The sequence below is a fragment of the Ideonella sp. sgz306126 genome, from assembly GCF_056032705.1.
In genome coordinates this window covers 409,280-431,148 of sequence record NZ_JBVYWP010000003.1, presented here as the reverse complement: position 1 = coordinate 431,148, position 21,869 = coordinate 409,280, and the positions used below count along the sequence as shown (strand labels likewise).

General features: G+C 69.5%; 25 protein-coding genes and 2 tRNA genes. 15 read left to right on the top strand and 12 right to left on the bottom strand.

The window, feature by feature from the left end; all coding sequences use genetic code 11:
- The first annotated feature begins 118 nt into the window (after nt 1–118).
- Entirely contained in the window at nt 119–523 is a 405-nt protein-coding gene (locus AC0N04_RS10455) for a hypothetical protein (RefSeq protein ID WP_474281269.1), read from the top strand.
- Between the two features lie 10 nt (nt 524–533).
- Here AC0N04_RS10455 and AC0N04_RS10450 read toward each other — a convergent pair whose 3' ends face one another.
- The 3 genes from AC0N04_RS10450 to AC0N04_RS10440 all read right to left on the bottom strand — a co-directional run bounded on the left by AC0N04_RS10450 (nt 534) and on the right by AC0N04_RS10440 (nt 2,152).
- Complete coding sequence (locus AC0N04_RS10450) at nt 534–983, bottom strand: host attachment protein (RefSeq protein ID WP_474281267.1); 450 nt, start codon at nt 981–983, stop codon at nt 534–536.
- A gap of 219 nt (nt 984–1,202) precedes the next feature.
- Nucleotides 1,203–1,290: transfer RNA gene (locus tag AC0N04_RS10445), tRNA-Ser, on the bottom strand.
- Between the two features lie 40 nt (nt 1,291–1,330).
- On the bottom strand, nt 1,331–2,152 hold the full coding sequence (locus AC0N04_RS10440; RefSeq protein ID WP_474281265.1) for a symmetrical bis(5'-nucleosyl)-tetraphosphatase: 822 nt from the start codon (nt 2,150–2,152) through the stop codon (nt 1,331–1,333).
- A 66-nt stretch (nt 2,153–2,218) separates the two neighbouring features.
- On the opposite strand from AC0N04_RS10440, the gene AC0N04_RS10435 reads away from it, so the two are divergent.
- The gene (locus tag AC0N04_RS10435) at nt 2,219–3,523 is read left to right on the top strand and encodes a hemolysin family protein (protein ID WP_474281263.1); all 1,305 of its coding nucleotides are present in this window, start codon (nt 2,219–2,221) and stop codon (nt 3,521–3,523) included.
- Nucleotides 3,520–4,299: a SapC family protein gene (locus AC0N04_RS10430; RefSeq protein WP_474281261.1), complete on the top strand. Its 780-nt coding sequence runs from the start codon at nt 3,520–3,522 to the stop codon at nt 4,297–4,299. Before AC0N04_RS10435 ends, AC0N04_RS10430 begins: the two co-directional genes overlap by 4 nt.
- Nucleotides 4,300–4,318: 19 nt before the next feature.
- On the opposite strand, the gene AC0N04_RS10425 is transcribed toward AC0N04_RS10430, so the two are convergent.
- A complete protein-coding gene (locus AC0N04_RS10425) occupies nt 4,319–5,110 on the bottom strand; it encodes an IclR family transcriptional regulator (RefSeq protein ID WP_474281259.1) in 792 nt (263 codons plus the stop codon).
- 102 nt (nt 5,111–5,212) lie between these two features.
- On the opposite strand from AC0N04_RS10425, the gene AC0N04_RS10420 reads away from it, so the two are divergent.
- From AC0N04_RS10420 to AC0N04_RS10390, 7 genes are all read left to right on the top strand, one after another.
- The gene (locus AC0N04_RS10420) at nt 5,213–6,172 is read left to right on the top strand and encodes an MBL fold metallo-hydrolase (protein WP_474281257.1); all 960 of its coding nucleotides are present in this window, start codon (nt 5,213–5,215) and stop codon (nt 6,170–6,172) included.
- 41 nt (nt 6,173–6,213) lie between these two features.
- Nucleotides 6,214–7,896 (top strand): FAD-dependent oxidoreductase, encoded by a 1,683-nt coding sequence (locus tag AC0N04_RS10415; RefSeq protein WP_474281255.1) that lies wholly within the window; start codon nt 6,214–6,216, stop codon nt 7,894–7,896.
- A 14-nt stretch (nt 7,897–7,910) separates the two neighbouring features.
- A complete protein-coding gene (locus AC0N04_RS10410) occupies nt 7,911–8,165 on the top strand; it encodes a DUF2783 domain-containing protein (RefSeq protein WP_474281253.1) in 255 nt (84 codons plus the stop codon).
- A 2-nt stretch (nt 8,166–8,167) separates the two neighbouring features.
- A complete protein-coding gene (locus AC0N04_RS10405; RefSeq protein ID WP_474281251.1) occupies nt 8,168–8,707 on the top strand; it encodes a VOC family protein in 540 nt (179 codons plus the stop codon).
- A complete protein-coding gene (gene fahA, locus AC0N04_RS10400) occupies nt 8,704–10,026 on the top strand; it encodes a fumarylacetoacetase (protein ID WP_474281249.1) in 1,323 nt (440 codons plus the stop codon). Before AC0N04_RS10405 ends, fahA begins: the two co-directional genes overlap by 4 nt.
- A 142-nt stretch (nt 10,027–10,168) precedes the next feature.
- Nucleotides 10,169–10,636 (top strand): YeeE/YedE family protein, encoded by a 468-nt coding sequence (locus AC0N04_RS10395; protein ID WP_474281247.1) that lies wholly within the window; start codon nt 10,169–10,171, stop codon nt 10,634–10,636.
- 1 nt (nt 10,637) lies between these two features.
- Nucleotides 10,638–11,054, top strand: coding sequence for a DUF6691 family protein (locus AC0N04_RS10390; protein WP_474281245.1), 417 nt, complete (start codon nt 10,638–10,640; stop codon nt 11,052–11,054).
- Between the two features lie 50 nt (nt 11,055–11,104).
- Here AC0N04_RS10390 and AC0N04_RS10385 read toward each other — a convergent pair whose 3' ends face one another.
- The 4 genes from AC0N04_RS10385 to AC0N04_RS10370 form a co-directional block, all read right to left on the bottom strand.
- Nucleotides 11,105–11,878: a ferredoxin--NADP reductase gene (locus AC0N04_RS10385; protein ID WP_474281243.1), complete on the bottom strand. Its 774-nt coding sequence runs from the start codon at nt 11,876–11,878 to the stop codon at nt 11,105–11,107.
- Between the two features lie 188 nt (nt 11,879–12,066).
- Nucleotides 12,067–12,261: a hypothetical protein gene (locus AC0N04_RS10380; RefSeq protein WP_474281241.1), complete on the bottom strand. Its 195-nt coding sequence runs from the start codon at nt 12,259–12,261 to the stop codon at nt 12,067–12,069.
- A 186-nt stretch (nt 12,262–12,447) separates the two neighbouring features.
- A complete protein-coding gene (locus tag AC0N04_RS10375; RefSeq protein ID WP_474281239.1) occupies nt 12,448–13,644 on the bottom strand; it encodes a CaiB/BaiF CoA transferase family protein in 1,197 nt (398 codons plus the stop codon).
- Nucleotides 13,645–13,949: 305 nt separating this feature from the next.
- On the bottom strand, nt 13,950–15,137 hold the full coding sequence (locus AC0N04_RS10370; RefSeq protein WP_474281237.1) for an acyl-CoA dehydrogenase: 1,188 nt from the start codon (nt 15,135–15,137) through the stop codon (nt 13,950–13,952).
- 111 nt (nt 15,138–15,248) lie between these two features.
- Between AC0N04_RS10370 and AC0N04_RS10365 the strand changes: the two genes are divergently transcribed.
- Entirely contained in the window at nt 15,249–16,169 is a 921-nt protein-coding gene (locus AC0N04_RS10365) for a LysR substrate-binding domain-containing protein (protein WP_474281235.1), read from the top strand.
- Here the strand turns inward: AC0N04_RS10365 and AC0N04_RS10360 are convergent, their stop codons facing one another.
- Complete coding sequence (locus AC0N04_RS10360; protein WP_474281233.1) at nt 16,170–17,204, bottom strand: CDP-6-deoxy-delta-3,4-glucoseen reductase; 1,035 nt, start codon at nt 17,202–17,204, stop codon at nt 16,170–16,172.
- A 78-nt stretch (nt 17,205–17,282) separates the two neighbouring features.
- Between AC0N04_RS10360 and AC0N04_RS10355 the strand changes: the two genes are divergently transcribed.
- Nucleotides 17,283–18,221, top strand: coding sequence for an SDR family oxidoreductase (locus AC0N04_RS10355; RefSeq protein ID WP_474281231.1), 939 nt, complete (start codon nt 17,283–17,285; stop codon nt 18,219–18,221).
- Here AC0N04_RS10355 and AC0N04_RS10350 read toward each other — a convergent pair.
- Both AC0N04_RS10350 and AC0N04_RS10345 read right to left on the bottom strand, forming a co-directional pair.
- On the bottom strand, nt 18,195–18,785 hold the full coding sequence (locus AC0N04_RS10350) for a rhomboid family intramembrane serine protease (RefSeq protein WP_474281229.1): 591 nt from the start codon (nt 18,783–18,785) through the stop codon (nt 18,195–18,197). The genes AC0N04_RS10355 and AC0N04_RS10350 overlap by 27 nt on opposite strands.
- A gap of 68 nt (nt 18,786–18,853) precedes the next feature.
- Nucleotides 18,854–18,938, bottom strand: a tRNA-Leu gene (locus tag AC0N04_RS10345).
- 117 nt (nt 18,939–19,055) lie between these two features.
- Here AC0N04_RS10345 and cysM point away from each other — a divergent pair.
- The 3 genes from cysM (at nt 19,056) to AC0N04_RS10330 (ending at nt 20,930) form a co-directional block, all read left to right on the top strand.
- Entirely contained in the window at nt 19,056–19,961 is a 906-nt protein-coding gene (gene cysM, locus AC0N04_RS10340; RefSeq protein ID WP_474281227.1) for a cysteine synthase CysM, read from the top strand.
- A 153-nt stretch (nt 19,962–20,114) separates the two neighbouring features.
- Entirely contained in the window at nt 20,115–20,672 is a 558-nt protein-coding gene (locus tag AC0N04_RS10335) for an NUDIX domain-containing protein (protein WP_474281225.1), read from the top strand.
- A gap of 30 nt (nt 20,673–20,702) precedes the next feature.
- Nucleotides 20,703–20,930 carry a sulfurtransferase TusA family protein gene (locus AC0N04_RS10330; RefSeq protein WP_474281223.1) on the top strand — a complete coding sequence of 76 codons (228 nt, stop codon included), beginning with the start codon at nt 20,703–20,705 and terminating at the stop codon, nt 20,928–20,930.
- Between the two features lie 25 nt (nt 20,931–20,955).
- Here the strand turns inward: AC0N04_RS10330 and galU are convergent, their stop codons facing one another.
- A complete protein-coding gene (galU, locus tag AC0N04_RS10325) occupies nt 20,956–21,822 on the bottom strand; it encodes a UTP--glucose-1-phosphate uridylyltransferase GalU (protein WP_474281221.1) in 867 nt (288 codons plus the stop codon).
- Between the last annotated feature and the right edge of the window lie 47 nt (nt 21,823–21,869).

Sequence of the window (21,869 nt, the reverse complement as noted above, 5' to 3'; positions counted from 1 at the left end):
GGCCAGGCCCGACCGGAACCGGGCGCACTGCGCAACAATCGAGACCGGGTCGCCCATCGATCGCTTTTCCGATCGAGACGACGCCAAGAACGGTCCTCACATCCGGACGCCAGCGCTCATGAATCGCGTTCTCAAATCACTGCCCATTTGGTTGCTGATCCTCGTCCTCGCATTTCTGAACGGGGCGCTTCGCGAGCTGATCCTCATTCCTGCGATGGGCCTGCCCGTTGCGCTGACGCTCAGCGGCCTTCTCCTGGCGGCGCTCATCCTTGCCATCGCCTTTCTGACACTGCCTCGGTTGGGCGCCCTCACGACGCCACAGGCGCTGGCCATCGGTGCCCTCTGGCTGCTGATGACGCTGGCCTTCGAATTCGGATTCGGGGGCCTGATTCAACACCGCACCTGGCCTGACTTGCTGGCCGCCTACCGCTTCGAAGACGGCAATCTCTGGCCGCTCGTCCTGCTGGTCGTGTTCTTGGCACCGCTGGCCGTCAGGCACTTCGCGCATCGGCGCGCGCCTTGACGCGCAGACCTCAGGCCTCGCCAGCCATCGACCTCAGGCGCCGTGCCAGTTCGAGCCCGTCCAGGGTCGTGTAGTCGGCCGCCACGGTGCGCAGCAACAGCTTGTGCGCCTGCTCGCCCAGGTGCCCCTTCAGGAGCCCGAGGAACGGGTTGGACGCCACCAGGATCAGGCCGGCGCAGCGCCCGGCCGCGATCCCCTCGTTCAGCGTGGCGGCCACCTCGCGCGCGAACTGATCGTGCTCGCGCTCGCGCGGCGCGGTCTTGGGATCGAACGCGGAACTGCCCGCGCCGTGGTCCCGGGTCCCGGGCACATGGCCGGGACGATCACCGGCCAAGTCCGTGCCCTTCTGCCGGCTCTGCGGGTGCGTCAGGTCGACCACGTCGACATACGCGCCGGAGGGATCGGACGCTTCCAGCACACGCGCTCTTGCCGCATTGGCGACGACAACCCAGTTCTTCATGGCGACTCTCCTGCTTTTGGTCTACCTCCCCGGGTCAGGATGCCACCCCGGTGACCATCGGCCTTGACGATGCTCAATCCCGCAGCGACGGCGGGCGAAAGGTAACTTTTGGCGAGGTCATCCCCCCCAACTCGGGTCGCCGGACCGCCGGTCTCCGGCAGGAGCGAGGGCACCGAGAAACAGGAAGGAGCGCCCCGCGAGACGCTGTTGGTGGAGCCGTGGCGGAGGCTGTGAGATTCGAACTCACGGACGGTTGCCCGTCGACAGTTTTCAAGACTGTTGGGTTAAACCGCTCCCCCAAGCCTCCTGGTGCGCCGCAGCGGTGGCGGCGCGGCGGCAATTATGGCTCAGCCGGGTGCCTGGGCCTGGTCGCAGGCCACCTGGATCACCTCGCGGCGGCCCCCGTCCACGCGCACGGCGGTGAGCGCGCAGCCCCAGACGCAGCCGGTGTCCAGCGCCAGCAGGTCGGGCCGGTTGATCAGGCCCAGCGTGGACCAGTGGCCGAAGGCGATGGGCTGGCCGGCGCTGAGCCGGCCGGGCTGTTCGAACCACGGGGCGAAGCCGGGCGGCGCGGCGTCGGCGCTGTCCTTGGTGTCGAATTCGAGCGTGCCGTCGGCGCTGCAGAAGCGGATGCGGGTCAGCACGTTGACGATGAAGCGCCAGCGCTCGCTGCCGCCCAGCGCGTCGTCCCAGCGGGCCGGCTGGTTGCCGTACATCACCTGGAGAAAATCGACCAGTCCGGGGCCGCGGATCAGCTGCTGCACTTCGGCGGCGAGCGCCAGCGTGCGCTCGGCGGTCCACTGCGGCACCACGCCGGCGTGCACGGTGAGCCAGCCGCAGGCCAGGTCGGCCAGCTTGCCCTGGCGCAGCCAGGCCAGCCAGGCCGGGCGCTCGCGGTCGGCCAGGATGGCGTCCAGCGTGTCCTTGCGGTGCGGCTTGCGCACGCCGGCGGCCACGGCCAGCAGGTGCAGGTCATGGTTGCCCAGCAGGCAGGTGGCCGACGCACCGAAGCCGCGCAGGCGCTGCAGCACGGCCAGCGACGAGGGGCCGCGGTTGACCAGGTCGCCCAGCACGTGGAGATGGTCGCGCGAGGGAGAAAAGTCGAGTTTGGCGAGCAGCCTGTCGAGGGCGCCGCAGCAGCCTTGCAGGTCGCCGATCAGGTAATGCATGGCCCGATTCTGCTACGCTCTGACCCCGTTTCTTCTCTGGCGGTCGGGTCTGGCCGGCCGCTTCGCATGGACGTTGCCCTTCTCGCTTTCCTGATCCTGCTCAACGCCCTGTTCGCGATGTCGGAGATGGCCTTGTCGGCCAGCCGCAAGGCGCGCCTGCAGGTGATGCTGGAAGCCGGCGAAAGCGGTGCGCAGGCGGCGATCGACCTGCACGACAATCCGACCAAGTTCCTGTCGACGGTGCAGATCGGCATCACCTCGATCAGCGTGCTCAACGGCATCGTCGGCGATGCGGCGTTCTCCGGGCCGCTGGCCACCTGGCTGGCGGGCGCGCTGCCGCTGTCGGAGCGCGCCGCGCATGTCAGCGCCACCGCGATGGTGGTGATGATCATCACCGTGCTGAGCATCATCTTCGGCGAGTTGGTGCCCAAGCGCATCGGCCTGATGTTTCCCGAGACCGTGGCGCGGCTCGCGGCGCGTCCGATGGAGTGGCTGTCCACCGCGGCGAGGCCGGTGGTGTTCCTGCTGGGCGCCTGCACCGAAGGCATTCTTCGCCTGCTGGGCGTGCGGACTGGCGCGGCACGCAGCGTGACCGAGGAAGAGATCGCCGCCAGCCTGGAGGAAGGCCTGGACGCCGGCGTGATCGAGGCCCAGGAACACCAAATGGTGCGCAACGTGTTCCGCCTCGACGACCGGCAGATCGGCTCGATGATGATCCCGCGCGCCGAGATCCGCTGGATCGACGCCAACGCCTCGATCGCCGAGGTGCTGGAGGCGGTGTCCTCCGAAGAGCACTCGCGCTACCCGGTCTGCCGCGGCGGGCTGGACGACGTGATCGGCGTGGTGGCGGCGCACAGCCTGCTGCGGCCGCTGTCCGAGAACCGCATGGCCTCGCTGGCCGACCACCTCGACCCGCCAGTGTTCGTGCCCGAGACCTTGTCGGGCATGGAGTTGCTGGAGCATTTCCGCACCTCGGGCGCCGAGCTGGTGTTCGTGGTCGACGAGTACGGCGCGGTGCAGGGCGTGATCACGGTGCGCGACGTGCTGGAAGCCATCACCGGCGAATTCGGCACGCCCACCGACGAAGACGCCTGGGCGGTGCAGCGCGAGGACGGCAGCTGGCTGGTGGACGGGCTGATCCCCGTGCCCGAGCTGAAGGACCGGCTGCGGCTCAAGGAATTGCCCGAGGAAGACCGCGGGCGCTACAACACGCTGGCCGGCATGATCATGCTGCTGCTCGGACGCCTGCCAAGCACCGCCGACGCGGTGGAATGGGGCGGCTGGCGTTTCGAAGTGGTCGACCTGGACGGCAAGCGGGTGGACAAGGTGCTGGCCAGCCGGCTGCACAACCCAGAGGAAGACAAGGAATGATCAACTCAGAACTGCACAAGCAGCCCGTGGCGCTTGACCGCGTCGAACACCGCTCGCTGCGCCTGCGCGAGGACGTCAACATCCTGCTCGCGGCGACCGCGATGAACTCGGTGTTCCTGACCGCGGCAGAGTTCGGCGACGCGTGCAAGGAATTCCCGATCCTGTTCCTGCACGCCGGCACCAACGCCGCAGGCAAGCCGCAGGTGGCGCCGGTCGCGGTGATGGGCCTGGGCCCGGGCGAGAACCTGTTCGTCGAGACCTTCGAAGGCGGCACGATGGCCTGGCGCGCGCACTACATGCCGGCGATGCTGCGGGCCTACCCGTTCACGATGGCCCAGGTCGACAAGTCGCAATGGGTCGTGTGCATCGACCGCGCCTGGGGCGGATGGTCCACCGAGCAGGGCCGCGCCTTGTTCGACGCCCAGGGCGAGCCGACGCCGTACCTGAACGAGATGCGCGGCTTCGTCGAGCAGCTGGAAACCGAGGTTGAGCGCACCCGCGCGGCGGGCGAACGCCTGCTGGAGCTGAACCTGCTGCAGGACAAGCGCTTCGAGGCCAAGATGCCCGACGGCACGCCGATCACGGTGGATGGCTTCCTGGCGGTCGACGAGAAGCGCCTGAGCACGCTGACCGATGCCGAGATCGTCGAGCTGCAGCGCGGCGGCCTGCTCAGCGTGCTGCTGACCCACCAGGTGTCGATGACCAACATGCGCGCGCTGCTGGAGCGGCGCATGGCGCTGACCGGCCAGGCCCAGCCGGCGCCGGCGCTGGCCTGAGCGCCACCGGCCGCGCCGCTCAGGCGCGCCAGCCCAGCCGCGTCGACAAGGCCTGCGCCTCCTGGCGCAGCGCCGCCGCGACGGCGCCGTCGTCCGACGGATCGAAGGTGGCGCTGGGCCCGATCGCGGTCAGCCCCAGCACCAGGTGGCGGTGGCCGTCGAACACCGGCGCGGCCAGCGCGCTGATGCCCGGCACGGCGTCGCCCGACACCCGGGCCAGCGCACCCTTGCGGATCGCCGCGAGCGAGCCCTGAAAGGCCTTGTCGGCGCGCAGCGCGGTCGCCTCGCGGCCCAGCACCTCGTCGACCCGCTCCGGCGGCAGCCAGGCGGCGAACAAGCGGCCCGACGCGGTGTCGCGCAGGCTCATCACGGTGCCGTGGCGCATCGAGACGTGCACCGGGTTGGGCGCCTCGGCGATCCGCACCACGGTCGGCCCGCGATTGCCCCAGACGGCGATCGCCACCGTCAGCCCGGTCTGCACCGCCAGCTGTTCGATCACCGGCGTGGCCAGGCGCACCGGGTCGTATTGCTGCAGGCTGATCAAGCCCATCTGCAAGGCCAGCGGCCCCAGGCCGTAGCGGCCACTGCCGCCGTCCTGCTCGACCAGGCCGATCTTCTGGAAGCTCACCAGATAGGGGTGCGCCTTGGCCGGACTCATGCCGGCCTCGCGCGCCAGGTCCTTCAGCGCCAGCGGACGGCCGTGGTGGGCCAGCGCGAGCAGCAGCTGGCCGCCCACCTCGATGCTCTGGATACCGCGCGGGCCACGGTCTGCGGTGGGCGCGTCCGGCGCGTCGTCGATCGGCAAGCTCATGCTGGGGTTTCCACTAAAGCGAATGCGTTAGACATTAACAAATCACAAGACTAAGATCAAGGCTCTTGTCGACGACGACGCCCCGATGCCCGAAAGCCGCCAATGACCGCCCCCAAGACCTTCGCTTCGCAAGCCGATCTGGACGAGAAGAAAGTCAGCTTCGTCCAGCTGTCCGCCCATGCCTGGGCCTACACCGCCGAGGGCGACCCGAACACCGGCATCGTCATCGGCGACGACGCGGTGATGGTGATCGACACCCAGGCCACGCCGGTGATGGCGCAGGACGTGATCCGCCGCATCCGCGAGGTGACCGACAAGCCGATCAAGTACGTCACGCTGAGCCATTACCACGCGGTGCGGGTGCTCGGTGCCTCGGCCTACCGGCCCGAGCAGATCATCGCCAGCCAGGACACCTACGACCTGATCGTGCAGCGTGGCGAGCAGGACAAGGCCAGCGAGATCGGCCGCTTCCCGCGGCTGTTCCAGGCGGTCGAAAGCGTGCCGCCCGGCCTGACCTGGCCGACGCTGACCTTCCGCGGCAAGATGACGCTGTGGATGGGCTCGCTGGAGGTGCAGATCCTGCAGCTGGGCCGCGGCCACACCCAGGGCGACACGGTCGTCTGGCTGCCGCAGGACAAGGTGCTGTTCTCGGGCGACCTGGTCGAATTCGGTGCCACGCCCTACGCCGGCGACGCCTACTTCCAGGACTGGCCCGGCACGCTGGACAACATCGCCGCGCTCCAGCCCGAGAAGCTGGTGCCCGGCCGCGGCGCGGCGCTGACCGACCCCGCGGCGGTGAAGGCCGGCCTGGACGGCACGCGCGCCTTCGTCAGCGAACTGTTCGCCGCGGTGAAGGCCGGCGCCGCCCAGGGCAAGGCCTTGCGCGCGGTCTACGAAGACACGATGCGGGCGCTGGCGCCGCGCTATGGCCAGTGGGTGATCTTCAACCACTGCATGCCCTTCGACGTGACCCGCGCCTACGACGAGGCCACGCAGTATCCCGATCCGCGCATCTGGACCGCCGAGCGCGACATCGAGATGTGGAAGTCGCTCGAGGGCTGAAGCCGCTCGCAGCGCTCGTCACCCACGCGGCCCGCCACGCCATGCTCTCCACCTACACCTACCCCCGCTACGCCAGCCCGCGCGCTGCGGAACTCGACGAGACGACGCCGCGGCGCCACCCGGTGGTGGTGGTCGGCGCGGGGCCGGTGGGCCTCGCCGCTGCGATCGACCTGGCCCAGCAAGGCCTGCCGGTGCTGCTGCTGGACGAGGACCAGACCGTCAGCGTCGGCTCGCGCGGCCTGTGCTACGCCAAGCGCGCGCTGGAGGTGCTGGACCGCCTGGGGGTCGGCCAGGCGGTGGTCGACAAGGGCGTCACCTGGAACGTCGGCCGCACCTTCTTCGACACCGAGGAGGTCTTCAACTTCGATCTGCTGCCCGAGGCCGGCCACGAACGGCCGGGCATGGTCAACCTGCAGCAGTACTACCTCGAGGAGTATCTGGTGCGGCGGGCCGGCGAGCTGCCCGGCATCGCGCTGCGCTGGCAGCACCGGGTCGTCGGCATCGCGCCGCGCGACCAGGGCGCGACGCTGCAGGTCGAGACGCCCGACGGCGTGTTCACGCTGGAGGCCGACTGGCTGGTGGTGGCCGATGGCGCGCGCAGCCCGATCCGCCGCATGCTGGGCCTGGAGATCGAAGGCAAGGTCTTCCAGGACCGCTTTCTGATCGCCGACGTGGTGATGAAGGCCGACTTCCCCGCCGAGCGCTGGTTCTGGTTCGACCCGCCCTTCCACCGCGGCCGGCGCGGGCCCGAGGGCCAGGCGTCGCAACCCAGCAGCGTGCTCCTGCACCGCGAGGCCGACAACGTCTGGCGGATCGATTTCCAGCTCGGCTGGGATGCCGACCCCGAAGAAGAGAAGAAGCCCGAGCGGGTCATCCCCCGCATCCAGGCGATGCTGGCGCAGCAAGGCCGCCTGGCGTCGCCGCCCGAATTCGACCTGGAGTGGGTCAGCGTCTACACCTTCCAGTGCCGGCGCATGCCGCGGTTCCGCCACGGCCGGGTGCTGTTCGCGGGCGACGCTGCCCACCAGGTCTCGCCGTTCGGTGCACGCGGCGCCAACTCCGGCATCCAGGACGTGGACAACCTGGGCTGGAAGCTCAAGGCGGTGATGGACGGCGTGGCCCCCGAGGCCTTGCTGGACAGCTACAGCGACGAGCGCGGCTTCGCCGCCGACGAGAACCTGCTGAACTCCACCCGCTCGACCGACTTCATCACGCCCAAGAGCGCCACCTCGCGGCTGTTCCGCAACGCCGTGCTGGGCCTGGCGCGCGAGCATGCCTTCGCGCGGGGACTGGTCAACTCGGGGCGGCTGTCGGTGCCGGCCTTCCTCACCGAATCGCGACTGAACACGCCGGACGCCGAGGCCTTCGATGGCTGGATGCTGCCCGGCGCGCCGATGGACGATGCCCCGGTCGTGCGCAACGGCCAGGCCGACTGGCTGCTGCGGCGCGTCGGCGGCGGGTTCACGCTGATGGTCTTCGGCGACGCCGAGATCGCGCTGCCCGTCACGCCGCTGCCGCTGCGCGTGCTGCGCATCAAGGCGCCCGGATCGGTCGTGCTGGCGGGCGAGCTGATCGACAGCGACGGCCTGGTGACGCGGCGCTACGACGGCCGGCCCGGCACGGTCTACCTGATCCGCCCGGACCAGCACGTGGCCGCCCGCTGGCGCGGGTTCGACGCCGGCGCGGTGCGCGCCGCGATGGCCCGCGCCCTGTGCCTGAGCTGACGCGAGACCCCACCATGGACCACCTGAACACCCGAGCCAACTTCGGCATCCCCGGCCAGCGCTTCGTGCGCGCCTTCACGCCGGGCGACGACTTCTACGATGCGCTGATCGCCACCCACCGCGACCTCAGCGACGAACAAAGCCAGCTCGTCAACGCCCGCCTGGTGCTGCTGCTGGCCAATCACATCGGCGACCTGCGCGTGTTGCGCGAGGCGCTGGCCGCGGCCCGCCGCGGTGTCGACGCGGCAACCGACCTGAAAGGGGCCTGACTATGAAGATCGATCGCATCCACCACGTGGCTTACCGCTGCAAGGACGCCAAGCAGACCGTCGAGTGGTACGGCAAGATGCTCAACATGGACTTCGTGCTGGCGATCGCCGAAGACCGCGTGCCGTCGACCAAGGCGCCGGACCCGTACATGCATGTTTTCCTCGACGCCGGCGGCGGCAACGTGCTGGCCTTCTTCGAATTGCCGACGCAGCCGCCGATGGGCCGCGACCCGAACACCCCGGAGTGGGTCCAGCACATCGCGTTCAAGGTCAAGGACCGCGAGGAACTGCTGCGCTTCAAGGCCCACCTCGAAGCCCAGGGCGTCGACGTCCTCGGCGTCACCGACCACGGCGCGTTCCATTCGATCTACTTCTTCGATCCGAACGGCCACCGCGTCGAGCTGGCCTGCCCGGACCCGGACGAGGCCGAGATGCACCGCAAGCTCGACGCAGTGAAGTGGGCGATGCTGGACGAATGGGATCGAACCAAGAAGGCCCCGCGCCACGCCGATTTCCTGCACGCGCGCGAGTTCAAGGCATGAGCCCGTCGACCGATCCGACCCTTGACCCGGCGCTGCGCAGCTGGGTCGCCTCGGCCCAGGCAGCGGGCTGCGACTTCCCGATCCAGAACCTGCCCTTCGGGCGCTTTCGGCGCAGCGGCAGCGCCGAGGCGCTGCGCGTCGGCGTGGCGATCGGCGACCAGGTGCTGGACCTGCGCCTGGCGCTGGCGGCTGGCGGCTGGTCCGATGCCGCCCGCGGCTGGTTGGCGCCCCTCGCCGAGGGCGACTTGAATGCCTTCATGGCGATGGGCCCGGCGGCACGGCGCGGCCTGCGCGCGACCCTGAGCGCCGCGCTGCGTGAAGGCAGCGCGCAGCAAGCGGCGCTGGCGGGCTGCCTGCTGCCCCAGGCGGCCGCCGAGATGGCCTTGCCCTGCCGCATCGGCGACTACACCGATTTCTACACCGGCATCCACCACGCCACCGCAGTGGGCGCGCTGTTCCGGCCCGACGAGCCGCTGCTGCCCAACTACAAGTGGGTGCCGATCGGCTATCACGGCCGTGCCTCGTCGATCGTCGTCAGCGGGCAGCCGGTGCGCCGTCCGCAGGGCCAGTTCAAGGCGACCCCGGTCGACCCGGCGCCGACGTTCGGCCCCAGCCGCCGGCTCGACTACGAGCTGGAACTGGGCGTGTTCGTCGGCGCCGGCAACGCGCTCGGCGAGCCGCTGAGCATGGAGCAGGCCGAGGCCGACTGGTTCGGCATGGTGCTGCTCAACGACTGGTCGGCACGCGACCTGCAGGCCTGGGAATACCAGCCCCTGGGTCCGTTCCTGGCCAAGAACTTCGCCACCACGATCTCGCCCTGGGTCGTGACCCAGGAGGCGCTGGCGCCGTTCCGCGCGCCCTTCCGCCGGCCCGCCGGCGACCCGGCGCCGCTGCCCTACCTGGATTCGGCGCTGAACCGCCGCCAGGGCCAGGTGGCGGTGGCGCTGGCGGTCTGGCTGCACACCGCCGCGATGCGCGAGGCCGGCCTGCCGCCGCAGCGCCTGAGCCAGAGCAACTACGCCGACGCCTATTGGACGGTGGCCCAGATGCTGGCGCACCACGCGAGCAACGGCTGCAACCTGCAGCCCGGCGACCTGCTGGGCAGCGGCACCCAGAGCGGTCCGACGCCGGGCCAGGGAGGCTCGCTGCTGGAGCTGTCGCGCGGCGGCAAACAACCGCTCACACTGTCCGACGGCCAGACGCGGACCTTCTTGCAGGATGGCGATGAGGTGAGCTTCACGGCCCGCTGCGACGCACCCGGCGCGGTGTCGATCGGCTTCGGCACCTGCAGCGGCACGGTGCTGCCGGCACGGTGCTGACCGAAGACGCGCGCTCGACGGGAACGGTTTTCCAGGATCGGCCGTCAAGGCGATGGGACCGGCCGGCTCCACGCCGCGCGGGGTCCCCCTATCCGTAGTCATCCCGATGAGGAATATGCCCCCACCGGTATACTCGCAGCCCATGATGTCTCTGTTTCCGACGGGCTGGGCGCACTACCTGGCAGGCGGGTTGCTGATCGGCTCGGGCCTGACCTTCCTCTTCGTGACCACCGGCTTGGTCGGCGGCATGAGCACGGTCTTTTCGTCGACCTGGTCCTATGTGTCGCGAGCGGCCTTTTTCCAGCAGCGCCGGCTGCTCGACAGCCGGGTGTGGCGCCTGGTCTACGCGGCCGGCCTGGTGCTGGGCGGTGCGCTCTGGTGGCTGCTGTTCGGCCCGTCCCATGCGATGCACACGGCCGTGCCGGCCTGGCAATTGCTGGTCGGTGGCGTGCTGGTGGGCTACGGGGCGCGCCGGGCCAACGGCTGCACCTCGGGCCACGGCGTGTGCGGATTGAGTTCGCTGAACCCGGCTTCGCTGGTGGCGGTGTTGACCTTCATGGCCGCGGCCATCGCGACCGCGCGCCTCGTGCTCGCGGTCAAGGGAGCCTGACATGAGCCATGCACGCATGGTGGCGGTGCTGATGGCCGGCGCGCTGTTCGGCTTCGGCCTGTCCTACTCGACGATGACCACGCCCGAAGTCGTGCTGAGCTTTCTGCAGGGCCGCGACATGGGCCTGCTGCTGGTGATGGTGGGGGCGATCGCGGTGACGCTGGTGGCCTATCAGTTCCTGCCGTCATGGCTGGGCAAGCCGATGCTGAGCGAGACCTTCGGCCGCCACGTCGCCGTGCTGGAACGCGACACCGTGATCGGCGCGACGCTGTTCGGCATCGGCTGGGGCCTGTGCGGCGTGTGTCCTGGCCCGGCGCTGGCCGGCCTGGGCGGCGGCAACGTCGACCTGCTGTGGGCGGTGGGCGGCATCCTCGCCGGCGCCTGGCTGCAAGGGGTGACGACCCGACCGTCGGCCTGATCCGCTTGGCCGCCGCCGGCTCGGCGGCCGTCACGCGCGCCGGCTTGCGATCACTGGCTGACGAACGCGCGTTCGATCACGAAGTCGCCGGGCGTGGTGGTGTTGCCTTCCTTCAGGCCGCGCACCTCCATCATCGTCTTCAGGTCGCGCAGCATCTCGGGGCTGCCGCAGATCATCACGCGGTCTTCGGCGGCGTTGAGCGCCGGCAGGCCCAGGTCCCTGGCCAACTGGCCGTTCTCGATCACGGTGGTGACGCGGCCCTGGTGCTCGAAGGCCTCGCGCGTGACCGTCGGGTAGTACAGGAACTGCCGGGTCACCATCTCGCCGAGGAACTCGTGCTTGGGCAATTCGTTGATCAGGTAGTCGTGGTAGGCGAGCTCTTTGACCTCGCGCGTGCCATGCACCAGGATCACCTGCTCGAACTTCTCGTAGGTGTCCGGGTCGCGGATGATGCTCAGGAACGGCGCCATGCCGGTGCCGGTGGACAGCAGGTACAGCCGCTTGCCCGGCAGCAGGTAGTCGATCAGCAGCGTGCCGGTGGGCTTTTTGCCGACGATCACCGTGTCGCCGACCTGGATGTGCTGCAGGCGCGAGGTCAGCGGACCGTCCTGCACCTTGATGCTCAGGAACTCCAGCGATTCCTCGTAGTTCGGGCTGACGATGGAATAGGCGCGCAACAGCGGCTTGCCGTTGACGCGCAAGCCGATCATCGTGAAATGGCCATTGGAAAAACGCAGCGAGGTGTCGCGGGTGGTCGTGAAACTGAACAGGCGGTCGGTCCAGTGATGCACGCTCAGCACGCGCTCGTCGTTGAAGGCACTCATGCTAGCAATCCTGCGGGTCGGGTTCGATCTGAGGCTCGCCTCGGCGGGCGAAACCGCTGATTGTCGCGCAACGCCAAACCCCTTCCGCTTGGGATGCGTCAATTCGTCGAGGCCGCGCGCCGCGGCATTTTGGTAGACACCATGAAAAAGGGCTCCCGAAGGAGCCCTGGGTTCCGATGCGATCCGGATTACTTGGCTTCAGAAGCGGCAGCGGCAGCCTTGGCAGCCTTCTTGGCCTTGTGATGCTTCTTGTGGGCCTTCTTGGCCGGGGCCTTGGTGGCAGCGGCGGCTTCGGGAGCAGCCGGAGCGGCCGGAGCGGCATCAGCGGCGAAGGCGCCAACAGCGAACACGGAAGCAATCAGGGCAGCAATCAGCTTGTTCATGGGGAGATCTCCAGTTGGGGGTGACAAATGTCCCGTGCTCAACGCAGGCCGTTCGAATCCGGTTGACAACATTTTCTTCGTCGCGGTTCGGGTCGCATTCAAGATGCGGAACGGCGGCGATTCTGCCTGAGCGATCCGACGCCTTCAGGCCGGTGTTGGGGCCACGCGACGCGCCCGCGACCGGACTCAAACGGGCTGGCCCCGCGCGCCGAGCCAGTCGTGCAGCACCGCCGCCGTGTGCTCGCCCAGCGTCGCTGGCGCCTGGCGGTACTGCACCGGCGTGCGCGAAAGGCGGATCGGATTGGCCACCATCGGCACCGCGCCGAAGACCGGGTGATCCAGCGTGATCCGCATGCCGCGCGCCTGCACCTGCGGGTCGGCGAAGACTTCGGGCAGGCGGTTGATCGGCCCGCAGGGCACGCCGGCCGCTTCCAGCAGGCGCACCCACTCGGCGGTGGTCTTCATCACCGTGGTCTGGCGCATCAGCGGGATCAACTCGGCGCGGTGGGCGACCCGCGCCGGATTGGTGGCGAAACGCTCGTCCCGGCTCCACTCGGAACGACCGGCAACACTACAAAACTTTGCAAATTGCGCGTCGTTGCCGATCGCCAGGATGACGTCGCCGTCGGCGCTCGGAAAGTCCTGGTACGGCACGATGGTGGGATGGGCATTGCCCATGCGGCGCGGCGCCGTGCCGGTCGTCAGGTAGCTGGCGGCCTGGTTGGCCAACGCGGCCACCTGCACGTCGAGCAGGGCCAGGTCGATGAACTGGCCCTCGCCGCTGCGCTCGCGGTGGTTCAGCGCCGCCAGCACCGCGACGGTGGCGTACAGGCCGGTCATCACGTCCACCAGCGCCACCCCCACTTTCTGCGGTCCGGCGCCCTCCTCGCCCTCGGCGCGGCCGGTCAGGCTCATCAGCCCGCCCATGCCCTGGATCAGGAAATCGTAGCCGGCGCGCGGCGCATACGGTCCGGTCTGGCCGAAGCCGGTGATCGACGCGTAGATCAGGCTCGGATTGATCGCCTTCAGCGAGCCGTAGTCCAGGCCGTACGCCGCCAGACCGCCGACCTTGAAGTTCTCGATCACCACGTCGGCCTCGGCCGCGAGTTCGCGCAGCAAGGCCTGGCCCTGCGGGCTGGCCATGTCGACCGCGATCGATCGCTTGTTGCGGTTGGCGCACTGAAAGTAGGCGGCCTGGCGGCTGTCCCCGCCGTCGGCACGCGGCACCCAGGGCGGGCCCCAGGCGCGGGTATCGTCGCCGGTCCCGGGGCGTTCGACCTTCACCACGTCGGCGCCCAGATCGCCCAGCAACTGGCTGGCCCAGGGTCCGGCGAGGACGCGCGACAGGTCGAGAACCTTGAGGCCGTGGAGGGCGGTGGTCATGGGGCTTGATTCCGATGAAGGTGGGTGCGGACCCAGGCTGCGGAGTGGCTCGTTGCGCTCATGTCCCCCGCCGAGGGCCCGGGAGGCCCTCGGCTCCTCCTTTACTTCGCTTCACGAGCCCCCCCGCAGCCTGGGTCGTCCAGCGTGGCGAACGTGCCCTGGGGATGGCGGCGTGCGGACGCGGGCTGATCAGAGGGCAGGGAGCTCTTCTCAGCGAAGTAAAGGAGGAGGCCGCAGGCCGGGGGACTTGAGCAGAGGAGGGCTCCCTGCCCTCTGATCCGCTCCAACCCCGGCTTGGTGATTTTTCAGAACGCCGCGATGCCCGTCATCGCCCGGCCGAGGATCAGCGCATGGATGTCGTGCGTGCCCTCGTAGGTGTTCACGACCTCCAGGTTCACCAGATGGCGAGCGATGCCGAACTCGTCGGAGATGCCGTTGCCGCCCAGCATGTCGCGGGCGACGCGGGCGATGTCCAGCGATTTGCCGCAGCTGTTGCGCTTCATGATCGACGTGATCTCGGGCGTGGCCGTGCCTTCGTCCTTCATGCGGCCCAGGCGCAGGCAGCCCTGCAGGCCCAGCGTGATCTCGGTCTGCATGTCGGCCAGCTTCTTCTGCACCAGCTGGTTGGCCGCCAGCGGCCTGCCGAACTGCTGGCGGTCCAGCGTGTACTGGCGAGCGGTGTGCCAGCAAAATTCGGCCGCGCCGAGCGCGCCCCAGGCGATGCCGTAGCGCGCGCTGTTCAGGCAGGTGAAAGGCCCTTTGAGGCCGCGCACCTCGGGGAAGGCGTTCTCCTCGGGGCAGAACACCTCGTCCATCACGATCTCGCCGGTGATGCTGGCACGCAGGCCGACCTTGCCGTGGATGGCCGGCGCCGACAGGCCCTTCCAGCCCTTCTCCAGCACGAAGCCGCGGATCTGGCCTTCGTCGTCCTTGGCCCAGACCACGAACACGTCGGCGATCGGGCTGTTGGTGATCCACATCTTCGCGCCGCTGAGCGCATAGCCACCGGCCACCTTGCGCGCGCGGGTGACCATGCTGCCGGGGTCGGAGCCGTGGTTGGGCTCGGTCAGGCCGAAGCAGCCGATCCACTCGCCGGTCGCCAGCCTGGGCAGGTACTTCTGCTTCGTGGCCTCGTTGCCGAATTCGTGGATCGGCACCATCACCAGCGAGGACTGCACGCTCATCATCGAGCGGTAGCCCGAGTCGACCCGCTCGACCTCGCGCGCCACCAGGCCGTAGCAGACGTAGTTCAGGCCGGCGCCGCCGTAGGTGTCTGGAATCGTCGGCCCGAGCAGGCCCAGCTCGCCCATCTCGCGAAAGATCGCCTCGTCGGTCTTCTCGTGGCGAAAGGCGTCGAGTACCCGCGGCGCCAGCTTGTCCTGGCAGTAGGCGCGGGCGGCGTCGCGCACCTGGCACTCGTCGCTGCTGAGCTGGCTGTCCAGCAACAAGGGATCGGCCCATTGGAACGAAGCGCGGGAAGGCTGGATGCTCATGATGGAAGATGGGGTTTGTTGTGCCTGTTGGGAATCTTATGCCGCGCAGGCCCCGGGAATCAAACGCAAAATTCGCATCGTCCTGTGCGATATGGGAACATCGGCCTGACCATGAGACGCAAGATCCCCTCCACCGCGGCGCTGGCGGCCTTCGAGGCCGCCGCACGCCACCAGAGCTTCACCAAGGCCGCCACCGAGTTGTCGGTGACCCAGAGCGCCGTCTGCCGCCAGGTGGCTGCGCTCGAGGACTTCGTCGGCGTGCCGCTGTTCCGGCGCGGCCAGCGCGGCGTCACGTTGACCGATGCGGGCCGGCGCTACAGCCGCAACGTGGCCGCCCGGCTGGACGCGGTCGAGCGCGACACGCTGGACCTGATGGCCCAGGCCGGCCGCGGCGGCGCGGGAGGCTCGCTGGAACTGGCGGTCGTGCCGACCTTTGCCACCGAATGGCTGATGCCGCGGCTGGCGCGCTTTCAGCAAGCCCACCCCGGCATCACGGTGCACTTCACGCCGCGCACCCGGCCGTTCCTGTTCGACGACACGCCGCTCGATGCGGCGATCCACCCGGGCGACGCGTTCTGGCCGGGCACCGAGGGCTGCGTGTTGATGCCCGAGCACCTGATCGCCGTCGCCAGCCCGGCCTTGCTGGGCGGCAAGCGCATCCGCAGCGCGGCCGACGTGGCCCGGCTGCCGCTGCTGCAGGCCAGCACCCGGCCCTATGCCTGGCGGCACTGGTTCGAGTCGCTCGGGCTGAAGGTCGACCACGACATGGCCGGCGCGCGCATGGAGCTGTTCTCGATGCTCAGCGAAGCCGCCGCCCAAGGCCTGGGGGCGGCGCTGGTGCCGCAGGTGCTGGTCGAAGGCGAACTGGCCAGCGGCCGGCTGCTGCGGCTGCTCCGGCACGAGCACCTGAGCGACCGCAGCTACCGCCTGCTGTATCCGCTGCACAAGGCCGACCTGCCGCCGCTGGCGGCGTTCCGGGCCTGGCTGGAGGCCGAGGCCGCCGCCTATCGGGCCGCGCCGGCCGCGCGCTGATCAAGCTTGCTTGTCGGCGGCGGAGGTGAAGCTGTCGGCGAAGAATTCGTCCTCGGGCAGGCCGCAGCGCGCGACGAAGTCGCGCTGCGCGGCCTCGACCATCACCGGCGCGCCGCAGGCATAGACCTGGTGCCCGGACAGGTCGGGCAGATCGGCCATCACCGCCTGGTGGACCAGGCCGGTACGGCCGCTCCACGCGTCTTCCGGCCGAGGCTCGGACAGCACCGGCACGTAGCGCAGGCCGGGCATCTGCGCGACCGCGGCCTCGACCCAGTCGTTCAGATACAGGTCGGCCCGCGAGCGGCAGCCCCAGTACAGCGTGGCGGGACGGGCCGAACCCTGCGCCTGCAGGCGTTCGATCAAGGCCTTGATCGGCGCCAGCCCGGTGCCCGAGGCCAGCAGCACGATCGGCTGGGTCGCGTCCTCGCGCAGGAAGAAGCTGCCGAACGGGCCCTCCATGCGAACGATGTCCTTCTCCTTCATCGCGCCGAAGACATGGTCGGTGAACAAGCCGCCGGGCATGTGCCGGATGTGCAGCTCGATGGCCGGCGGCGTGCCCAGCAGGTGCGGCGCATTGGCCATCGAGTAGCTGCGCCGCGAGCCGTCGCGCAGGATGAACTCGACGTACTGGCCGGCGTGGTAGCGGAAGGACTGGTTGGCCGGCAACTGCACCCGCACGATCGCCACGTCGGCCGCCGGCCGCTCGATGCTCAGCACGCGCCCCGGCATCTTCAGCACCGGGAACTCGCCGGCGCCGGGCACGCTGCGCGCCTCGACCACGCAGTCCGCGGCCGGCCGGGCGCAGCAGGTCAGGATCAGGCCTTGCGCCTCCTCGGCAGCCGACAAGGCCTTGTCCTGGTGCGGGCCGTGAACCACCCGGCCTTCGATCAGCCGGCTCTTGCACGAGCCGCAGGCGCCGTCCTTGCAGCCATAGGGCAGGCCGACGCCGGCACGGATCGCGGCGGCCAGGATCGGTTCGTCAGGGGAGGCGTCGAAGCTGCGCTCGGACGGCGTCAGGGTGATGCGAAAGCTCATGGAGGCAGAGGGGATCAGGGGTCGCACGGGGCCGCAGGGGGCACGTAAACTTCAGCGTGGATTGTCCCCGATGACCCGATGACCCCATTCCAGCGCCCTGTTGCCCGGCGCGCCCGTGCACCGGTGCTGCTGATCGTCGGCTGCGGCGACGTGGGCCTGCGCGTGCTGCGGCTGCTGGGCGGCCGGCTGCGGGTGCTGGCGCTGACCTCGTCGCCGGAGCGCAGGGCCGCGCTGCGCGCCGCCGGTGCGGTGCCGCTGCAAGGCGATCTGGACGACCCCGCCACCCTCACCCGCCTGGCCGGCCTGGCCGACTGGGTGCTGCACCTCGCGCCGCCGCCGGCGCAGGGGACGGTGGACCGCCGCAGCGCCCATCTGCTGCAGGCGCTGGCACGCCGCAGCCGTCCGGCGCGGCTGGTCTACGGCAGCACCAGCGGGGTCTACGGCGATGGCGGCGGCGCGCGTTTCGACGAAACCCGCCCCACCGGCCCGGCCACTCCCCGCGGACAGCGCCGTGTCGACGCCGAGGCGCGGCTGCGCGACGCGGGCCTGCGCCTGGGCGTCGCGGTCAGCATCCTGCGTATTCCGGGCATCTATGCGATGGACCGCGACGGCGGTCATCCGCGCGACCGGGTGGCGCGCGGCGCGCCCGTGCTGCGGGCCGACGAGGACGTGTACACCAACCACATCCACGCCGACGACCTGGCGCGGGCCTGCGTCGCGGCCCTGTTCCGCGGTGCACCGCAGCGCATCTACCATGTCTGCGACGACGCCGAATCGAAGATGGGCGAACACTTCGACACCGTCGCCCGCCATTACGGCCTGCCGCTGCCGCCGCGCCGTTCGCGCGTCGAACTGGGCCGGATGCTGTCGCCGATGCAGTTGAGCTTCCTGGGCGAATCACGCCGGCTGATCAACACCCGCATGAAAAAGGAGCTGCGACTGCAGCTCCGCTATCCCGACGTGTCGGCGGCGCTGGCGGCCGACGCCGCATCAGCGCCGGCGCGACGCGAACGGTGACTGGCCGCGCCAGTAGCGGATCATCAACCAGCCGCCCAGCATGCCGCCCAGGTGGGCGAAGTGGGCCACGCCGTCCCAGTCCAGGTAGCCCTGGATGAACTCCAGGCCGCCGAAGACCATCACGAAGGTGCGCGCCTTCATCGGAATGGGCGGGAACAGCGGCATGATGATGCGGTTCGGAAACAGCATGCCGAAGGCCAGCAGCAGACCGTACAGGCCGCCGGAGATGCCGATCGTCGGCACGTCCGATTGCGTCAGCGCGGTGACGACCAGCTGACTCAGCGCGGCCGACAGGATGCAGGCCAGCAGGAACTGCCAGAAGCGCCGCGGACCCCACAGGCGCTCGATCTCGGCCCCGAACATCCACAGGCCCAGCATGTTGAAGAACAGGTGCAGGAAGCCGCCGTGCAGGAATGCATAGGTGACCAGTTGCCAGGGCATGAAGTTGCCGCTGCCCACGGGCCACAGCGCGAACGCTCCCGCCAGCGGCACGAACTGGTCGACGCAGAACAGCGCCGTGCAGATCAGCATCAGCGCCTTGGTGATCGGAGGAAGCTGCGGCATGGGCTCCGGGGCGGCCGGTCAGGCCTCTGAACAAACGCTGCGGAAGGAGCAGGCTCGGCGCCTGCCGGTGGTGCCCGCGGCCAGACTCGAACTGGCACGCCTTGCGGCGGCGGATTTTGAATCCGCTACGTCTACCGATTTCGTCACGCGGGCAGGTCGTGCGTGGGTCGGCGCGAGGCCGACGACACGTCGGGCGCGGATTATGGCATGGGGTCGGCAGCCCGGCCGGCGACAGCCCATAATGGACCGAACCGCATCACGCCGCACCCCATGCCGACCTACAAAACCCTCGAAGACGTCGTCGGAGCCACCCCGCTGGTCCGATTGCAACGACTGCCCGGCGCCGCCCTCGCAGCCCGCGGCAACGTGATCCTGGGCAAGCTAGAAGGCAACAACCCGGCCGGCTCGGTCAAGGATCGGCCGGCGCTGAACATGATCCGCCGGGCCGAGGAGCGCGGCGAGATCCGGCCCGGCGACACCTTGATCGAGGCCACCTCGGGCAACACCGGCATCGCGCTGGCGATGGCCGCGGCGATCAAGGGCTACCGCATGCTGCTGATCATGCCCGAGGACCTGTCGGTGGAGCGTGCACAGGCGATGAAGGCCTATGGCGCGCAGCTGATCCTGACGCCGAAGTCGGGGGGCATGGAGCTCGCGCGCGACCTGGCCGAGCAGATGCAGAAGGATGGCAAGGGCCGGGTGCTGGACCAGTTCGCCAACGCCGACAACCCGGCGGTGCACTTCGAGACCACCGGTCCCGAGATCTGGACCGACACCGAGGGCCGCGTGACCCATTTCGTCAGCGCGATGGGCACCACCGGCACGATCACCGGCGTCTCACGCTACCTCAAGAGCCGGAACCCGGCGGTGCGCATCGTCGGCGCCCAGCCGGCCGAGGGCTCCCGCATCCCCGGCATTCGCCGCTGGCCCGAAGCCTACCTGCCGAAGATCTACGACCCGAGCGCCGTCGACGAGACGGTGCTGGTGAGCCAGTCCGATGCCGAGGACATGGCGCGCCGCCTGGCGGCCGAGGAAGGCCTGTTCGCCGGCATCTCGGCGGCGGGTGCGTGCTGGGTCGCGCTGCAACTGGCACGAACGCTGGAGAACGCGACCCTCGTGTTCGTGGTCTGCGACCGCGGCGATCGCTACCTGTCGACGGGTGTGTTTCCGGCGTGATGGGGCCCCCGGTGCCGGCGTTCCGTCGCGCCCCCAGCGCGAGGGTGAGACAGCCCGGGAGCGGCCCGGCGCCGACCTGCGAGCCCGGCGCATGAGCGCGCCGGGCCGCTTCCAAGCGCGCATCCCGCAGCGCGCCGCACGGAGGTCCATCCCGTGAGCGCTGAGTTTCGTTATTGCCCCCAGTGCGCCACACCGCTGGCGTTGCTCACCGTCGACGAAGACGGCGGCCCGAAGGCGCGGCTGCGCTGCGCGGCCTGCGGCTTCACGCACTGGAACAACCCGACGCCGGTGCTGGCCGCCGTGGTCGAATGCGTCGACCGCGGCGGGCGCCTGCTGCTGGCGCGCAACGCCGCCTGGTCGGGCCGGATGTTCGCGCTGATCACCGGCTTCATGGAGGCCGGCGAGACGCCCGAGCAAGGCATCGCCCGCGAGCTGAAGGAGGAGACGGCGCTCGACGCCGTGGCGATGGCGCTGATCGGCGTCCACGACTTCCAGCGCATGAACCAGGTGATCATCGCCTACCATGTGCAGGCGCGCGGCGAGATCTGCCTGTCGCCCGAGCTGGCCGAATACAAGCTGTTCGAGCCAGCCGAGGTCTTGTGCTGGCCGGCGGGCACCGGCGTGCTGCTGGCGCAGTGGCTGCGCGGCCGCGGCCACGAGCCCCGCTTCATCGACTGGCACAGCCGCCCCGACGAGAGCGCCGCGCCCTAGAATGGGCGCGAGCCGAGCAAGGAACACCCCATGGAAGCGAACAAGGAAATCGACACCCGCGGTCTGAACTGTCCGCTGCCCATCCTGAAGGCCAAGCGTGCGCTGGCCGAGATGACCAGCGGTGCGGTGCTGAAGGTGGTGGCGACCGACCCGGGCTCGATGCGCGATTTTCAGGCCTTCGCGCGCCAGACCGGCAACGAATTGCTCGAACAGCAGAACGTCGGCGACGAATTCATTCACCTGCTGCGCCGGCGCTGACGCCGGCCCGCCGGACGAAAGGCGCCTACAGCGCCAGCGACTTCAGGTAGGCGCGGAAGCCCGGCCCGAGTTGCGGATGGGCCAGCGCCAGTTCCACGTTGGCCTCCAGAAAACCTTCCTTGCTGCCGCAGTCGTAGCGTCGGCCTTCGTAACGGTAGGCGAACACCTTCTCGCGCCGCATCAGCGCCGCGATGCCGTCGGTCAGCTGGATCTCGCCGCCGACACCGCGCGGCAGGTTCGCGATCTCGCGGAACACGCCGGGCGTCAGGATGTAGCGGCCCGCCACGCCCAGGCGCGACGGCGCGGCTTCCGGGGCCGGCTTCTCGACGATGTGGGTCAGGTCCATCATCCGGTCGGTGACCGCCGTGCCGGCGACGATGCCGTAACGCCGGGTGTGCTCGGCCGGCACCTCCTGCACCGCGAGGATCGAGGCCTGCCATTCGGCGAACTGCGACACCATCTGCTGCAGGATCGACGGCTGGCCGACCATCAGGTCGTCGGCCAGCAGCACCGCGAACGGCTCGTTGACCACCACCGACTGCGCACACAGCACCGCATGGCCCAGGCCCAGGGCCTTGGGTTGGCGGATGTAGATGCACTCCATGTCGTCCGGCTTGACCCGATGCACCAGGTCCAGCAGTTCCTGCTTGCCGGCGGCCTCCAGTTCGTGCTCCAGCTCGTAGGCGGTGTCGAAATGGTCCGGGATCGCCCGCTTGTTGCGGCCGTTGACGAAGATCATCTGGCGGATGCCGGCCGAATAAGCCTCCTCGACCGCGTACTGGATCAGCGGCTTGTCGACCACCGGCAGCATTTCCTTGGGCTGGGCCTTGGTCGCCGGCAGGAATCGGGTGCCAAGCCCCGCGACTGGAAAGATGGCCTTGCTGATCTTCATGGACGTGTCAAGCGAGAGAAGGATGATCGATTCTGGCATGCAGGCGG